Raw genomic sequence first — 13,682 nt, forward strand, 5'->3', positions numbered from 1 at the left:
AAAGTGTGACGCGGGTCACTCCTCGGGGCTGGTTGATGCTCCGAGTGCCGCGAAGCGGGCGCCCGCGTCGCGCAGCCGTTCGTGCAGGGCGCGGAAGACGGCGGCCGACTGCGTGCCGGGCCAGTCCGCGGGCAGCAGCCGGGCAGGCAGCCCCGGGTCCGTGTAGGGGAGGTGGCGCCAGGAGTCCAGGGCGAGGAGGTAGTCGCGGTAGGCATCCTCCGGCGGAGTGTCCGCCCGGCCCTCCCAGTGGCGCAGTACGCGCGCGTGGCGGTCGAGGAACGCCTCGTGCTCCTTGGCGATCGCGGCCAGGTCCCACCAGCGCGCCACGGCCTCCGCGGTCGGCGTGAAACCCAGGTGCTCGCCGCGGAAGAAGTCCACGTAGGAGTCCAGGTCCAGCCGGCCCAGCGTGTGCCGCGTCTCCTCGTACAGCCGGGCCGGGGCGATCCACACGCCGGGGGCCGCGCTGCCGAAGCCGAGACCGGCCAGCCGGGAGCGCAGGACGTGCCGCTTCTGCCGCTCCGACTCCGGCACGGAGAACACGGCGAGCACCCAGCCCTCGTCGTCGTGCGGGGTCGTGGCGTAGATGCGCCGGTCGCCGTCGTCCAGCAACTGGCGTGCCTGGGGGGACAGTTCGTAGCCCGCCGCGCCCTCGGCGGTCCGGGCGGGCAGCAGCAGCCCGCGCCGTTTCAGCCGGGACACCGACGAGCGCACGGAGGGGGCGTCCACCGCGACCGCACCCAGCAGCCGGATCAGCTCCGCGACGGGCACCGGACCCGGCGCGAAACGGCCGTAGGCGCCGTAGAGCGTGACGATGAGGGACCTCGGGGCGTGCTGCGCGTGCTGGTCGTACACGTTGATCATCTTATGTCGTCGGACAGGAGGCGGTACCGCTGGAGCTTGCCGGTCGCCGTGCGCGGCAGCGCGTCCAGGAAGACGATCTCCCGCGGGCACTTGTACGGCGCCAGCTCCTCCCGCAGGAAGGTGCGCAGCGCCTCGGCGTCCCGAACGGCGCCCTCCTTGAGTACGGCGTGGGCCACCACGATCTGCCCGCGACGGCTGTCGGGGCGGCCCACCACGGCCGCCTCCACGACGTCCGGATGCCGCAGCAGCGCGTCCTCGACCTCCGGTCCCGCGATGTTGTACCCGGCGGAGATGATCATGTCGTCGGCCCGGGCCACGTACCGGAAGTAGCCGTCGGGCTCGCGCACATACGTGTCCCCGGTGATGTTCCAGCCGTCGCGCACGTACTCCCGCTGCCGCGGGTCGGCGAGATACCGGCAGCCCACCGGCCCGCGCACGGCCAGCAGTCCCGGCTCCCCGTCGGGCACCGGCGCGCCGGAGGCGTCCTGCACGCGCGCGTGCCAGCCCGGCACCGGGACGCCCGTCGTGCCCGGTCTGATGGCGCCGTCGGCGGCGGAGACGAAGATGTGCAGCAGCTCGGTGGCGCCGATGCCGTTGATGACGCGCAGGCCGGTGTGCTCGTACCAGGCCTGCCAGGTGGCCGCGGGCAGGTTCTCGCCCGCCGAGACGCACCGCCTGAGACTCGACACGTCGTACCCGTCCAGCTCGTCGAGCATCGCGCGGTACGCCGTCGGCGCGGTGAACAGCACCGACACCCGGTGCTCGGCGACGGCCGGCAACAGCTGCCTGGGGCCCGCCTGTTCGAGCAGCAGCGCGCTCGCGCCCGCCCGCATCGGGAAGATCACCAGCCCGCCGAGCCCGAAGGTGAAGCCGAGCGGCGGGCTGCCCGCGAACACGTCGTCCGGGTCCGGCTTGAGCACGTGCCGGGAGAAGGTGTCGGCGATCGCCAGCACGTCACGGTGGAAGTGCATGCAGCCCTTGGGGCGGCCGGTGGTGCCCGAGGTGAAGGCGATCAGCGCCACGTCGTCCGCCGCGGTGTCCACGGCCGGGTACGGCGTGTCGGGCGCCGTGTCCGCCGCCGTGCGGGCCAGCAGGTCGTCGGGGGCGTCCCCGCCGTACGTCGTGATCCGCAGTCCGGGGATCTCCGCCTTGGCGAGGTCGTCGACGGACCGCACGTCGCACAGGGCGTGCCGCACCCGGGCGATCTCGCAGATCGCGCCCAGCTCGTGCGGGCGCTGCTGGGCCAGCACGGTGACCGCCACCGCGCCCGCCTTCAGCACCGCCAGCCAGCAGGCGGCCAGCCAGGGCGTGGTGGGGCCGCGCAGCAGCACCCGGTTGCCCGGTACGACGCCCAGCTCGCCGGTGAGCGCGTGGGCGATCCGGTCGACGCGGTCCCGCAGCAGGCCGTAGCTCCAGGTGTCCCCGGTGGCGGTGCGGAAGACCGGGCGGTCGCCGGGCGGGCCGGCGAGCAGCTCGGCGGCGCAGTTCAGCCGCGCGGGATAGCGCAGCTCCGGCAGGTCGAAGCGGAGCTGCGGCCACTGGTCGGGGGGTGGCAGGTGCTCGCGCGCGAAGGTGTCGACGTGGGCGGAGCGGCTCGGTTCCGCGTGGTGCGGAGCTGCCATGGCGGTTCGCCCCCTTTGTCGTGGTGGGCACGCGCATCGAGCGTATCGCGTTGGTGACGACAGTCAACGGGGCGCGATAACCTCGGGTGGGACCCAGCGGCCGCAGCGGAGCAGCGGAAGGACCGGCGATGACCGCATTCTCGCTCGAACCGGCACAGCTCACCTGGTGCGAGGAACTGCGCGCCCTGGCCGCCGAACGGCTGCGTCCGTTGGCGGACAAGGGGGAGCCCGGCCACGTCAACCGCGCCCTCGTCGCCGAACTCGGCGCGCTCGGCCTGATCTCCCGCCTGTTCACCTCGGGCGCGCTCGACCTGTGCCTGATGCGCGAGTCCCTCGCCCACGCCTGCACGGAGGCCGAGACCGCCCTCGCCCTCCAGGGCCTCGGCGCCCACCCGGTGCACGCCCACGGCACCGAGGCCCAACGCGCCCGCTGGCTCCCCGGCGTCGTCTCCGGCACGGCGGTCGCCGCCTTCGCCCTCAGCGAGCCCGACGCGGGCTCGGACGCGGCGGCCCTGTCCCTCACGGCGGCCCCGGCCGCGTCGCGGCCCGCCGCGGGGGAGCGCGGGGCCCCGGCGGGGGAGGCCACGGGGAGCGGCACGAGCACGGCCCCGTCGGCCGAGTCCGCCTGGGCCACCGAGGGCACCGGCACCGTCCGGGCCCGGTCCGACGCCGGACACGGCACGGGGGCGACTCCGCCCGGCCGGGACGCGGTGACACCGGCCGCCGAGGACGACGCGATGCTGCCCGCCCCCGGCGACCGCGCGGGAGCGGCCGGCGCCCCGTCGGACCCCGTCGCTCTGGGCGCCGATCCCGACGGTGGCTCCGGCTGGCGGCTCACCGGCGAGAAGTGCTGGATCTCCAACGCGCCCGAGGCCGACTTCTACACCGTCTTCGCCCGCACCACGCCCGGCGCCGGCGCCCGCGGCGTGACCGCCTTCCTCGTGCCCGCCGACCGGCCCGGCCTCTCCGGCAGCCCGCTCGACATGCTCTCGCCGCACCCCATCGGCGCCCTCGTCTTCGACGCCGTGCCCGTCACCGCGGACGACGTGCTCGGCGAGCCGGACCGTGGCTTCCGGGTCGCGATGGACACCCTCAACCTGTTCCGGCCCAGCGTCGGTGCCTTCGCCGTCGGCATGGCGCAGGCCGCCCTCGACGCCACCGTCGCGCACACCACCGCCCGCGACGCCTTCGGCGGCAAGCTGCGCGACCTCCAGACCGTCGCCCACCAGGTCGCCGAGATGTCCCTGCGCACCGAGGCCGCCCGCCTGATGGTGTACGCGGCGGCGACGGCGTACGACCAGGGCGCCCCGGACGTCCCGCGGCGCGCGGCGATGGCGAAGCTCCTCGCCACCGAGACCGCCCAGTACGTCGTCGACCGGGCCGTCCAGCTGCACGGCGCCCGCGCCCTGCGCCGCGGCCACCTCCTCGAACACCTCTACCGCGAGGTGCGCGCCCCCCGCGTCTACGAGGGCGCGAGCGAGGTGCAGCGCGGCATCATCGCCAAGGAGCTGTACCGCACGCACGACACGACGACCGAGGAGGCCGGTACATGACCGCCGAACGGGTGAACCCGCCCGAACTCTCCCCGCCCACCGGCTTCTCCCACGCCGTCGTCGCCACCGGCACCCGCGTCGTGTTCCTGGCCGGCCAGACCGCCCTGGACACCGACGGCAAGGTCACCGGCGACACCCTCCCCGCCCAGTTCGAACAGGCCCTCAGCAACCTCCTGACCGCCCTGCGAGCCGCCGGCGGCACCCCCGCCGACCTCGCCCGCGTCACCGTCTACGCCACCGACGTCGCCGCCTACCGCACCCACGCCGCCGACCTCGGCCGCACCTGGCGCCGACTGGCCGGCCGCGACTACCCGGCGATGGCGGTCGTGGAGGTCGTACGCCTCTGGGACGAACGAGCGATGGTGGAACTCGACGGCTTCGCCGTACTGCCGTAAAACCCAGTGCCCCAGTGCCCTCTGCCGCGAAGGGCGCGTCCGTCCCTAGGGCCTGTCGGCGGACCATGCCGCAGACGTGGGGTCTGGCACGCACATCTGCGGCGTTGTCGTCGGTTGCCAGGGCTCCGCCCTGTCGCCCTCCTCCGCCTTGCAGCTGCACGCACCAGACCCCACTCACCGGCGTCGATGAGGCGCTGCGGCTTTCCTGCGACCTGATCCGCCGACAGGCCCTAGAGTTCCGGCATGCCGGACATCGAACTGAGCGCGGGGACCATCGAGTACGAGGACACCGGCGGGGACGGCCCGGTCGTCGTGCTCCTCCACGGTCTCGTCCACGACGCGACCGTCTGGCGCGGGGTCCTCGCCGACCTGCGCGCCGACCACCGGGTGATCGCGCCGACCCTGCCCTACGGCTCCCACCGGCGGCCGCTGACCCGGCCGCCCACGCCGGACCTCGTCAACGAACTGATCGCGGAGTTCCTCGGCCGCCTCGACCTGACCGACGTGACCCTGGTCGAGAACGACTGCGGACGCGCCCAGACGGTGGCGGCCCGGCACCCGGAGCGGCTGGCACGGCTGGCGCTCGTCGCGTGCGAGGCGTTCGACAACTACCCGCCGGGACTGCCGGGAAAGCTGATCGGCGTCGCCTGCCGGCTGCCAGGCGGCGTGCCCCTGCTGGTCCGCACCCTGGGCCTGAAGCCGCTGCGCCGCCTCCCCGTCGGTATCGGCGCCCTCACCAAGCGGCCCGTGCCGGACGCGGTCGTCGACGGCTGGCTGCGCCCCCTGCGCACCGATCCGGCGATCCGCCGCGACTTCCGGCACTACAACACCCACGTCCGCGGCGACGAACTGCTGGAAGCCGCCCAGGGGTTGCGGAGGTTCGACCGGCCCGCGCTCGTCGTCTGGGCGACCGAGGACCTGATGATGCCCCGCGCCCACGGCCGGCGCCTGGCCGAACTCCTCCCGCAGGGGCGGCTGGTGGAGGTGGAGGACGCCCGGACGCTGATCCCCGAGGACCAGCCGGAGCTGCTCGCCTCCCTGCTGCGGGAGTTCATCGCCGAGAAACGCTGAGCCGAGAAACGCTGAGCCGGGAAACGCTGAGCGGCACCCGGCGGACGGTCGGGCTCAGGCCGCCATCGCCAGGCGCCCGGCGGGCATCCGGCGCGGCGCGACCACCCGGCCGTCGGGCCGCAGCTCACCGGTGTCGTCGAAGACGATCGTGCCGTCGCACAGCAGGTTCCACCCCTGCTCCGGGTGGGCGGCGACGATGTGCGCGGCGACGGAGTCGGCAGGGGAGCCGGCCGCGAGGCAGGAAGACCGGTGGGTACACATGGCGCACCTCCACGTCGGGAGACCGTCCCGTCGTCGGGACCGTCGCATGAACAGACCGTGCGCCCGCCGGGAACTCATCGCCAAGACCCGGGCGACAAGCGTGACAACACCCGGACAACCCGGCGACGGTTCACGGACGGCGGCCGACGCGGACTCGCCACCGAAGGGGTGACGGTCACCGGCACCGGCCCGTCCGCCCGGTACCAGTGGAACACCCCATTCCGACCGATCGGGAGGTCCCCCCATGCCCGTACGATCCGCGGTCCTCGCCGCGGCCGCCGGCGCCGCCCTGTTCCTGCAGGCCGCCCCCGCCGCGACGGCGGCACCCGCCGACACCCAGCTCGTCACGGAGTCCGTGACGGTCGACCGGACCGGCCGCGTCGCCGCCGACGGCACCGTCACCCTCTCCGGCACCTACCGCTGCACCGACGCCACCGGCGCCGTCTTCGTCAGCTCCTCGCTGCGTCAGGGCGACTCGTCCGTCCGCCACGGCATCGGCGGCACCCGCGCGGTCTGCGACGGCGAGGAGCACCGCTGGGTCAACACGGGCACGCCCTCCGCCGACGCGTTCAAGCCCGGCAAGGCCCACGTCGAGGCGACGCTGATGGAGCTGCGGACCACGAGCGGCCTGCCGCTGCCGAGCTTCCACGCGCGGAAGGACCAGGACGTGAAGCTGGTGGCGGGCTGAGCGGACGGCGCCCAATTCCTCCACCACTTCCCGGAGAAAGAATTACGCATTCGTTCTCCGGCAGGCGGCGGGGAGAAATTGGGCGCCTTTCGCGCCTTTCGGAAGCGCTGTTTCAGTCCCCGTGATCAGTCACACAGCGTCATGTTCGCTTCTTGGGGCCCGTGCCGGGCCGCGGTGCGCGCTGGGTGCTCTGCCGCTGCTGCGGAAGGGACACCGGGTCCTGACCCGCCGTGTCCGCCGCCTCGTCGCCCGGCGCGGCCGCCGCCCGCTGCCGGTGGCGCGGCACCGCCCGCCGGGGCGGCCGGGTGAGCGTGATCTGCCGGACGATCTGCTGGAAGCAGACCAGCGAGGCGAGACCCGGCAGCGCCGCGGCGGCCCCGTCGTTGACCGTGCGCGGCGCCTCCGCGACGCACAGCAGCATCGCGATGGCCGAGAACAGCAGGACGACGGCCCAGGAGTGGACCGCGCGGCGCTGGTGCAGGGCCGACCGCAGCACCGCCAGCGACGCCACCAGCCAGGGCCCGTAGACCAGCAGCGGCCACCAGGACACGACGCTGCCGCGCGTACGCGTGACGGCGGCCAGCCGCAGCGGCTCGTAGGCCACCATGCCGCCGAACAGGCTGACGGAGGCCGCGATCACCGCGGCCAGCGCCGCCACGAACAGGCTCGCGGCGCGCAGCCGGCTCACCTTCGGGCGGCGGACGCGGCGGTGACTGGTGGGCGCGTCTCTCAACGGGGGCAGTTCCGCGGTGATTTCCTGCAGATTGCTCAGCGGCGTGCCCGGCACCGGAGAGATCGCCGAGGTGTCCGTGGCGTACGGGACGGCGGGTTGCTGCTCCACCGCGTCCTGGAGCAGGAACGCGAGTTCCTCGGCCGGGTCCCAGCCGGGTTCGGGCGGGACGAGGGTTTCCCGGAAGGCTTCCTCGGGCGCCCGGTGCCGCCCGGTGCCCATGGTGCCGAACGAGCCTTCGCCGTACGGCATGTGCGGGTAGGTGTGTTCTTCGTGCACGACGCGCCGGTCACTCCGCCCGGGGGCACGTCAGGGAGGACTGCGCCCTGCCCCAGCGCTCGGCGAGGCCGGTCTCCAGTTCCGTCATGACGTCCAGGAAGCGTTGCAGGACCGGTTCGGTCACCCGGAGAGGAACGGGGTGCCCGCCTCTGGTCAGGGTTCCGTCACTCGGTGACGGAAAGTGATCTTTGCCGGGCCTGTAGGTGTACGGGCCGAGCGCCGTCAATTCCCCGTGTTCCTCGGTCATATCCGAAGTAACGTCTGCCTACTCCGTCGGATGCGCGGCAGTCGAGTGAACGATTTCTGCGATACTTACCCAATCCCGAATTCACACCGGCTCGGTCCCCGCGCGCTTGTCGGCGGTCGCGGCGGGTGAGGCTGCCTCCCCGGTGAGGTGCGCCAGTGAGCCGATGAGGCGCTCGGCGATGTCCGGGGGCCAGGGGAACGACGGGGCCGCGGCCCGCTGGTGGGCGAGGCCGTGCAGGCCGAGCCAGAGCGCGACCGCGTCGGCGGCCACGTCGGTGCTGGTTGCGGAGCCCTCGTCGGCACAGTCCCCCAGGGCCTCGGCGAGCAGTCGCATGCTCGCCCGGCCGAGCGCCGCGAGATCCTCCGCGCCGACCGAGCCCTGCTCGGGGTCCGGCATCCAGATCCCCCCGAACATCGTCCGGTAGCGCCCCGGGCGGACCGCGGCGAAGTCCAGATAGCCCCGGCACAGGGCGGTCAGCCGCTCCCGGGGCGAGCCGCCCGCGGCGTTCACCGCGTGGCGCAGGTCTGCCTCCAGGGCCGCGAAGTCGTTGCGCACCACGGCCAGCATGATGGCCGGCTGGTCCGGGAAGTGCCGGTAGATCGAAGGGGCGGCGATCCCGACCCGACGGGCCACCGAGCGCAGGGTGACGGCCCTCTCGTCGCCGGTCTCGTCGAGCAGGTCCACCGCGGCCCGCACGATGTCGTCGCGCAGGCGGGCGCCCTGCCCACGGCGGTTACGGGTGCGGGTGCGTGTTGCCGTGTCGTCTCCCATGCCCATCACCTTACAGCGCGAAGTTTATGACCGTAAGGCTTGCGAGCCTGCGACTTACGTGCGTAGCCTTACGGTCGTAAGTTCAACACGGCGAAAGCGGAGAGAGCCATGGGCAGCAGCACGTTCACCGGCACGGTCACCGAAGTCCTCCTGCCGGGCAGGGTCGAACCGGACGGCCTTCAGGTCACCCGGCGCGAACTCCCGGCACCCACCGCCGGCCGCGTCGTACTGCGCATGGACGCCACGGGAGTCTCGTTCGCCGAACAGCAGATGCGCCGGGGCAAGTACTACGACCAGCCGCCGTTCCCCTTCGTCCCCGGATACGACGTCGTCGGCACCGTCACCGAGGTCGGCCCCGGGGTGGACGCCGGGCTGGTCGGCCGCCGGTTCGCCGCGGTGACCAAGACCGGCAGCTGGGCGAGCCACCAGATCGTCGACGCCGCCGACCTGGTGGCCGTACCGGACGGAGTGGACCCGGCGGACGCCGAGACCGTGGTGGTCAACGGGGTCACGGCCTGGCAGATGCTGCACCGGACGGCCAAGGTCCGCTCCGGCGGCACCGTCGTGGTGCTCGGCGCCAACGGCGGCGTCGGCTCCACGCTCGTCCAACTGGCCCGGCACGCCGGGATCAAGGTGATCGGCACGGCGTCCGCACGCCACCACGACGCCCTGCGGGCGCTGGGCGTGACCCCGGTCGAGTACCGCGACCCGGACATGTACCGGCGGATCCGCGAGCTGGCGCCGGACGGCGTGGACGCGGTCTTCGACCACGTGGGAGGCGCCGGGGTGGTGGAGTCGTGGCGGCTGCTGCGCCGGGGCGGAACGCTGGTCTCGTACGGCACCGCGGCGACCAAGGACAGCGAGGGCGGCTCCCAGGTGCCGGTGCTGAAGCTGTTCGCCCGGCTGGCGCTGTGGAACTGCCTGCCCAACGGCCGCGGGGCCCGCTTCTACAACTTCTGGGCGGGCAGGAGCCGCCGCCCGGACGTCTTCCGGAGCCGCCTGAACGAGGACCTCACGCAGGTGCTGCGGCTGCTGGCCGACGGGGTCTTCACGCCGACGGTCGCGGCCCGCTTCCCGCTGTCGGACGCCGCCGCGGCCCTGACGCTCGCCGAGTCGCGCACGGTCGCCGGGAAGGTCGTCATCGTCCCCGACGCGACCGCCTCGTGAACCGGACGCCCGCCACCCCGCCACCGCGCCAACCCACCGCACGGCCCTGCCCCTTACCCCTCGCCCCCTGAACCGGAGAAGACCGCCATGACCACCGTCGCCCTCATCGAGCCCGCCCCCGTCGCCGCCCTCCGCCCCGGCGACGTCGACAACCGCGCCACCTACGTCAGCTTCGGACTCGCCTACGTCCTCGGCCACGGCGCCGCCGCGCTGTCCGGCGGCACCGATCCGCTGGTCGGCCTGCCCGGGTGGCTGCCGATGACCCTGCTCGGCGCGGGCCTCGCCACCGGCACCGTCTGCGCCACCGTGGCGGCCCTCCGCGCCCAGCGCGGCGTCGGCGCGGCGGAGCTCCTGAGCGGCAGACTGCTCGGTCTCTCCTGGGTCGTGGCCTTCGCCGCCCTGTTCCTCGCCATCACCGGCCTCACGGCCACCATGGACGCGCCCGACCTGTCCGCGACGCTCTGGCCCACCGGTTCGGGCCTCGTCGTCGGCCTGATCTACCTCGCCGAGGGCGCCGCCCGCCGCAACGTCCTGCACTACGCCCTGGGCACCTGGCTCGCGCTGGTCTCCACCACCGCCCTCTTCTTCGGCACCCCCGGCCTCTTCTGGATCCTCGCCCTCGCCGGAGGCACCGGCTACGCCGTCGCGACGGCCCTGGAACACCGACGAGTGACCCGGGGATGACCCACCGCGCCACCGGGGTGCCGGCCCCGACCCCGAACGGTGACTGTCCCGTTCCTTTGAGTGAGGCGCCCGTCTCCGCAGGGTGACGATAGGTGACCGCCGGGTGACCGGCTCTGTGAGGGCGCGCACAGGGCTCACGTCACACCGGGCCGGGGTTAGTAGACGACCGACGGCCCTCGCCCGCGTGGTTGCCAGCCGTCCGGGCGGTCATGCGGCCGGTCTGCGAAGCGGCGTAGTAGGTCACACACTTGTCGCGGCGCCCGAGCGTTCCGCAATGTGTTCGGCGTACCGGGGAGCCGAGCGCCGGGACCGGACGGGAAGAGCCCGTCCGTGATCCAGACACCGGCCCTGATGACGCGAAGCCGCGTCCAACGCGGACACCGCGTCGCCGACCCCCCGTCGGCCTCCCCATCACGTTCCCGAATGGAGAGGTACACCCATGCACGCCATCCTGCGCCGTCCCAACATCCGCAAGTCCGCCGTGGCCTCCCTCGCCGCCGCGGGCGCCGCCGCCGTCAGCCTCACCCTCGTCCCGAGCCCGGCGCACGCCGCCGAGCCGGCCAAGGCCTCCTCCGCGCAGACGCAGGCCCAGACCGACAAGATCGAGGCCATCGTCAAGGCCGGCGAGAAGAAGCACGGCGACGACCTCGACGGCTGGATCCGCACCGCCCTGGACGTCATGGACGCCAAGAACATCCCGGGCTCCTACGAGGGCCTGCACCGCAACATCATGCGCGAGTCGTCCGGCAACCCGAACGCGCAGAACAACTGGGACGTCAACGCCCAGAACGGCATCCCCTCGAAGGGTCTGCTCCAGACGATTCAGCCCACCTTCGACGCCTTCCACGTCAAGGGCACGAAGGACTCCATCACGGACCCGGTCGCCAACATCGTCGCCGCCTGCAACTACGCGGCCGACAAGTACGGCTCCATGGACAACGTCGACTCCGCCTACTGACCGGCGGACTCACCGACCGCCTGAGCCCCAGGGACACCGGTCCCGCGCGGAGGCCGGCGGGGCCCAGGCAGCACGGCGGGGCCGGAGGGACGACGCGTCCCTCCGGCACCGCCTGCGTCATGCGGGGTCCGGTGAGCGCACGAATCATCCGCTGCCTCGCGTCGCCCCCGCGGCATCCACAGCGGCAGCGACGAAGGAGGCGACCAGGCTGCGGCGGTCGTCCTGGGACCATGCGAGGACGAGTTCACTGTGGGGGGCATCGGTTACGGGCCGGTGGACGAGGTCGGGGTGCATGGGCTGGGCCAGCGAGCGCGGCAGGATCGCGACGGCGCGTCCCAGCCTGATCATCTGCAGGGCTTCGACCGCGTCCGTGACCTCGGGCCCGGGCCGGGCCTCGGGTGCTCCGGTCCAGCGCACGCCTTTCCAGCGTGGCAGTGTCTCCTGGGCGAGGTCGGCGAGAGTGATCTCTGAGCGAGAGGCGAGCCGGTGGTCCGGCGGCAGGATCGCGACACGTCCTTCGACCGTCAGGATTTCGTGGTCCAGGCCGGTCATGTCGTCGAACGGCACGTACAGCAGGGCAACATCGGCGCGGCCGTCGCGGACGTAGTCGGCGCGGTCGGTGGCTCCGCCGAAGAGGATGTCCACCTGGCGGGCGTCGGGCCGACCGGCGTAAGCGGCCAGGATGCCGGACAGGAGGTTCGCGTCACCGCCGGGTTTGATCACCAGGCGAAGACGGGCTTGCTGATCACCGGCCCGGCGTGTCTTCTCGGCAGCCGCGCTGACAGCGTTCAGGGCGTGCCGGCCATGGTGCAGCAGTGCTTCGCCGGCGGGGGTGAGGGCGACGTGCCTGCTGGAGCGCTCCAGAAGCTTCACTCCGAGCCGGGATTCCAGGCGCCGGATCGCTTTGGACAGGGCGGGCTGTGCGATCGCCAGGCAGGCCGCGGCGCGACCGAAGTGCAGTTCCTCGGCGACGGCGACGAAGTACTCCAGTTCGCGGGTCTCCAATTCAGCCATGGCATAAGACTATCGGCCGATCCATTCCTGACAGGCATTGAACGCTAACGAATGGATCTTGGACGGACCCGGAGAATTCCTGTTTCTTGGAGGCATGATTCACCACACGATGATCGTGGCGTTCGACAATCCGATTCCCGCGAGCGAGCTGGACCAGTACCTCAAGGAGTTCGAGGAGCTCGCGAAGGGATTCGATCCGGTCGAGTCGGTCGCGGCCCGCCATCACATCCGCGTCCCGGGCGACGACCACGCCCCGGTGGCCATCGCCAGCGCCATCCTGCAGCTGCGCGTGCGCGACCTCGATGCCTTGAACGCGACCTTCGCCATGCCCGGGGCAGTCGACCTCATCAAGCGCTGGCAGTGCCGCCACCCGTACAAGGTGGTCTGGGTCAACCACGAGCCGCTGGAGTTAGCAGCTACGCAGGCAAGGCCGGCAGGCCGTCCCCCTCCCGCTCGGGTACGCGCAGCTCGGGGGAGGGGTAACGGCATTGGTTCTGCGGACTTTCAGATGTCCCGGAAGAGACCAGCGAGCGCTGTGACCTGCCGCGATGGGCGCGTCGTGCCTGCTGAGCTGCGCGTGTGGACTTTCGGTTGTTTCACGCTCGTGCCGGTTGATGGGGCCGGAAGTCCCAGAAAAGTCCCAGAGGACTCCCGCGGCTGACGGACGCTTTCGACCCTATTCGGGGGTGAGGCGGGGCGGCGTGGGCTGGAGGCCGTGCACCGAGTGGCCCGGCCGAGGAGCCGCGCGAGCGATGAGCCGGCTTCTCAGACCCGCGGGAACTCCGGAGCGATGCCGAGAGCCGGAGCGATGGCCCGCCAGATCGTCGCCTGTGCCGTGTCGAGACCGACCCGCGGATCGTCCAGCATCAGCCGGATGCCCAGTCCGTCGCTCAGCGCGAGAACCAGCGTGCTCGTCGCGGCGATGTCGCAGTCGGTGAACTCGCCGGAGTCGACACCCCGCTCCAGCGCTCCGCCGACCCACGTGTGCAACTGGTCGTACAGGTCGACGGCGAGGTGCTGAGCCGCCTTGTCGCGCAGCGCACGAACCCAGAGCTCCTGCCAGAGTTTCCAGTCCTGCCGGAGTTCCGGGTCGGTGGGCAGCAGGCTGCGCACGATGCGGGCCAGGACGACAGCGGCCGGAACCGCATCGCCATCCCCTTCGACCTCGGTTCCGGTCTGGGTGAAGGAATGCGTCATCGCCTCGGCGAAGAGCTTCTCGCGGGTGTCGAAGTGGTAGTGCAGCAGCGCCTTCGACACACCGGCGTGCTCGGCGACCTTGCGCATGCTGACGTTCTCGAAACCGATGTCGGCGATCACCTCACAGGCGGCGTTGAGGATGCGCTCACGCGTCTCGAGTGCGCGTTCGGCCTTGGTCACGTTG

The 13,682-nt window shown here is 72.6% G+C and carries 15 protein-coding genes; 8 read left to right on the plus strand and 7 right to left on the minus strand.

Features of this window, described 5'->3' with window-relative positions; genetic code table 11:
* Positions 1-15: 15 nt before the first annotated feature.
* Both ACFC1X_RS35565 and ACFC1X_RS35570 read right to left on the minus strand, forming a co-directional pair.
* A complete protein-coding gene (locus ACFC1X_RS35565) occupies positions 16-861 on the minus strand; it encodes a PaaX family transcriptional regulator C-terminal domain-containing protein (protein ID WP_376362228.1) in 846 nt (281 codons plus the stop codon).
* Positions 858-2,546 (minus strand): AMP-binding protein, encoded by a 1,689-nt coding sequence (locus ACFC1X_RS35570; protein WP_376362321.1) that lies wholly within the window; start codon positions 2,544-2,546, stop codon positions 858-860. The genes ACFC1X_RS35565 and ACFC1X_RS35570 overlap by 4 nt, the downstream gene beginning before the upstream one ends.
* A gap of 65 nt (positions 2,547-2,611) precedes the next feature.
* On the opposite strand from ACFC1X_RS35570, the gene ACFC1X_RS35575 reads away from it, so the two are divergent.
* The 3 genes from ACFC1X_RS35575 (at position 2,612) to ACFC1X_RS35585 (ending at position 5,502) form a co-directional block, all read left to right on the plus strand.
* Positions 2,612-4,036 (plus strand): acyl-CoA dehydrogenase family protein, encoded by a 1,425-nt coding sequence (locus ACFC1X_RS35575; protein WP_376362231.1) that lies wholly within the window; start codon positions 2,612-2,614, stop codon positions 4,034-4,036.
* Positions 4,033-4,431, plus strand: a complete 399-nt coding sequence (locus ACFC1X_RS35580) for a RidA family protein (RefSeq protein WP_376362234.1) — start codon at positions 4,033-4,035, stop codon at positions 4,429-4,431. The genes ACFC1X_RS35575 and ACFC1X_RS35580 overlap by 4 nt, the downstream gene beginning before the upstream one ends.
* A 243-nt stretch (positions 4,432-4,674) precedes the next feature.
* Positions 4,675-5,502 (plus strand): alpha/beta fold hydrolase, encoded by an 828-nt coding sequence (locus ACFC1X_RS35585; protein WP_376362237.1) that lies wholly within the window; start codon positions 4,675-4,677, stop codon positions 5,500-5,502.
* Between the two features lie 54 nt (positions 5,503-5,556).
* Here ACFC1X_RS35585 and ACFC1X_RS35590 read toward each other — a convergent pair whose 3' ends face one another.
* The gene (locus ACFC1X_RS35590) at positions 5,557-5,763 is read right to left on the minus strand and encodes a DUF5999 family protein (protein ID WP_376362239.1); all 207 of its coding nucleotides are present in this window, start codon (positions 5,761-5,763) and stop codon (positions 5,557-5,559) included.
* Between the two features lie 244 nt (positions 5,764-6,007).
* Between ACFC1X_RS35590 and ACFC1X_RS35595 the strand changes: the two genes are divergently transcribed.
* Complete coding sequence (locus ACFC1X_RS35595; protein WP_376362242.1) at positions 6,008-6,451, plus strand: DUF6299 family protein; 444 nt, start codon at positions 6,008-6,010, stop codon at positions 6,449-6,451.
* A gap of 139 nt (positions 6,452-6,590) precedes the next feature.
* Here ACFC1X_RS35595 and ACFC1X_RS35600 read toward each other — a convergent pair whose 3' ends face one another.
* A complete protein-coding gene (locus ACFC1X_RS35600; RefSeq protein ID WP_376362324.1) occupies positions 6,591-7,433 on the minus strand; it encodes a hypothetical protein in 843 nt (280 codons plus the stop codon).
* A 355-nt stretch (positions 7,434-7,788) separates the two neighbouring features.
* Positions 7,789-8,478, minus strand: coding sequence for a TetR/AcrR family transcriptional regulator (locus tag ACFC1X_RS35605; protein WP_376362245.1), 690 nt, complete (start codon positions 8,476-8,478; stop codon positions 7,789-7,791).
* A gap of 108 nt (positions 8,479-8,586) precedes the next feature.
* Between ACFC1X_RS35605 and ACFC1X_RS35610 the strand changes: the two genes are divergently transcribed.
* From ACFC1X_RS35610 to ACFC1X_RS35620, 3 genes are all read left to right on the plus strand, one after another.
* Positions 8,587-9,645, plus strand: a complete 1,059-nt coding sequence (locus ACFC1X_RS35610) for a medium chain dehydrogenase/reductase family protein (protein WP_376362248.1) — start codon at positions 8,587-8,589, stop codon at positions 9,643-9,645.
* A gap of 87 nt (positions 9,646-9,732) precedes the next feature.
* Entirely contained in the window at positions 9,733-10,329 is a 597-nt protein-coding gene (locus ACFC1X_RS35615) for an ABC transporter permease (protein WP_376362251.1), read from the plus strand.
* A gap of 439 nt (positions 10,330-10,768) precedes the next feature.
* Positions 10,769-11,287, plus strand: a complete 519-nt coding sequence (locus tag ACFC1X_RS35620) for a transglycosylase SLT domain-containing protein (protein ID WP_376362254.1) — start codon at positions 10,769-10,771, stop codon at positions 11,285-11,287.
* A gap of 144 nt (positions 11,288-11,431) precedes the next feature.
* Here the strand turns inward: ACFC1X_RS35620 and ACFC1X_RS35625 are convergent, their stop codons facing one another.
* The gene (locus ACFC1X_RS35625) at positions 11,432-12,301 is read right to left on the minus strand and encodes a LysR family transcriptional regulator (protein ID WP_376362257.1); all 870 of its coding nucleotides are present in this window, start codon (positions 12,299-12,301) and stop codon (positions 11,432-11,434) included.
* A 94-nt stretch (positions 12,302-12,395) separates the two neighbouring features.
* Between ACFC1X_RS35625 and ACFC1X_RS35630 the strand changes: the two genes are divergently transcribed.
* Entirely contained in the window at positions 12,396-12,962 is a 567-nt protein-coding gene (locus ACFC1X_RS35630) for a hypothetical protein (protein ID WP_376362260.1), read from the plus strand.
* A 104-nt stretch (positions 12,963-13,066) separates the two neighbouring features.
* Here ACFC1X_RS35630 and ACFC1X_RS35635 read toward each other — a convergent pair whose 3' ends face one another.
* Positions 13,067-13,678 carry a TetR/AcrR family transcriptional regulator gene (locus ACFC1X_RS35635; protein ID WP_376362263.1) on the minus strand — a complete coding sequence of 204 codons (612 nt, stop codon included), beginning with the start codon at positions 13,676-13,678 and terminating at the stop codon, positions 13,067-13,069.
* Between the last annotated feature and the right edge of the window lie 4 nt (positions 13,679-13,682).

Origin of the sequence: Streptomyces sp. NPDC056128, from assembly GCF_042263835.1 — a bacterium.
Taxonomy (GTDB): Bacteria; Actinomycetota; Actinomycetes; order Streptomycetales; family Streptomycetaceae; genus Streptomyces.

Bases quoted from the DNA above. Each gene is read 5' to 3' on its own strand.
- ACFC1X_RS35575 (WP_376362231.1), top strand. From the start codon at position 2,612: ATGACCGCATTCTCGCTCGAACCGGCACAGCTCACCTGGTGCGAGGAA.
- ACFC1X_RS35605 (WP_376362245.1), bottom strand. From the start codon at position 8,478: ATGGGAGACGACACGGCAACACGCACCCGCACCCGTAACCGCCGTGGG.
- ACFC1X_RS35595 (WP_376362242.1), top strand. From the start codon at position 6,008: ATGCCCGTACGATCCGCGGTCCTCGCCGCGGCCGCCGGCGCCGCCCTG.
- ACFC1X_RS35630 (WP_376362260.1), top strand. From the start codon at position 12,396: ATGATTCACCACACGATGATCGTGGCGTTCGACAATCCGATTCCCGCG.
- ACFC1X_RS35585 (WP_376362237.1), top strand. From the start codon at position 4,675: ATGCCGGACATCGAACTGAGCGCGGGGACCATCGAGTACGAGGACACC.
- ACFC1X_RS35565 (WP_376362228.1), bottom strand. From the start codon at position 861: ATGATCAACGTGTACGACCAGCACGCGCAGCACGCCCCGAGGTCCCTC.
- ACFC1X_RS35590 (WP_376362239.1), bottom strand. From the start codon at position 5,763: ATGTGTACCCACCGGTCTTCCTGCCTCGCGGCCGGCTCCCCTGCCGAC.
- ACFC1X_RS35620 (WP_376362254.1), top strand. From the start codon at position 10,769: ATGCACGCCATCCTGCGCCGTCCCAACATCCGCAAGTCCGCCGTGGCC.
- ACFC1X_RS35615 (WP_376362251.1), top strand. From the start codon at position 9,733: ATGACCACCGTCGCCCTCATCGAGCCCGCCCCCGTCGCCGCCCTCCGC.
- ACFC1X_RS35610 (WP_376362248.1), top strand. From the start codon at position 8,587: ATGGGCAGCAGCACGTTCACCGGCACGGTCACCGAAGTCCTCCTGCCG.
- ACFC1X_RS35600 (WP_376362324.1), bottom strand. From the start codon at position 7,433: ATGCCGTACGGCGAAGGCTCGTTCGGCACCATGGGCACCGGGCGGCAC.
- ACFC1X_RS35580 (WP_376362234.1), top strand. From the start codon at position 4,033: ATGACCGCCGAACGGGTGAACCCGCCCGAACTCTCCCCGCCCACCGGC.
- ACFC1X_RS35625 (WP_376362257.1), bottom strand. From the start codon at position 12,301: ATGGCTGAATTGGAGACCCGCGAACTGGAGTACTTCGTCGCCGTCGCC.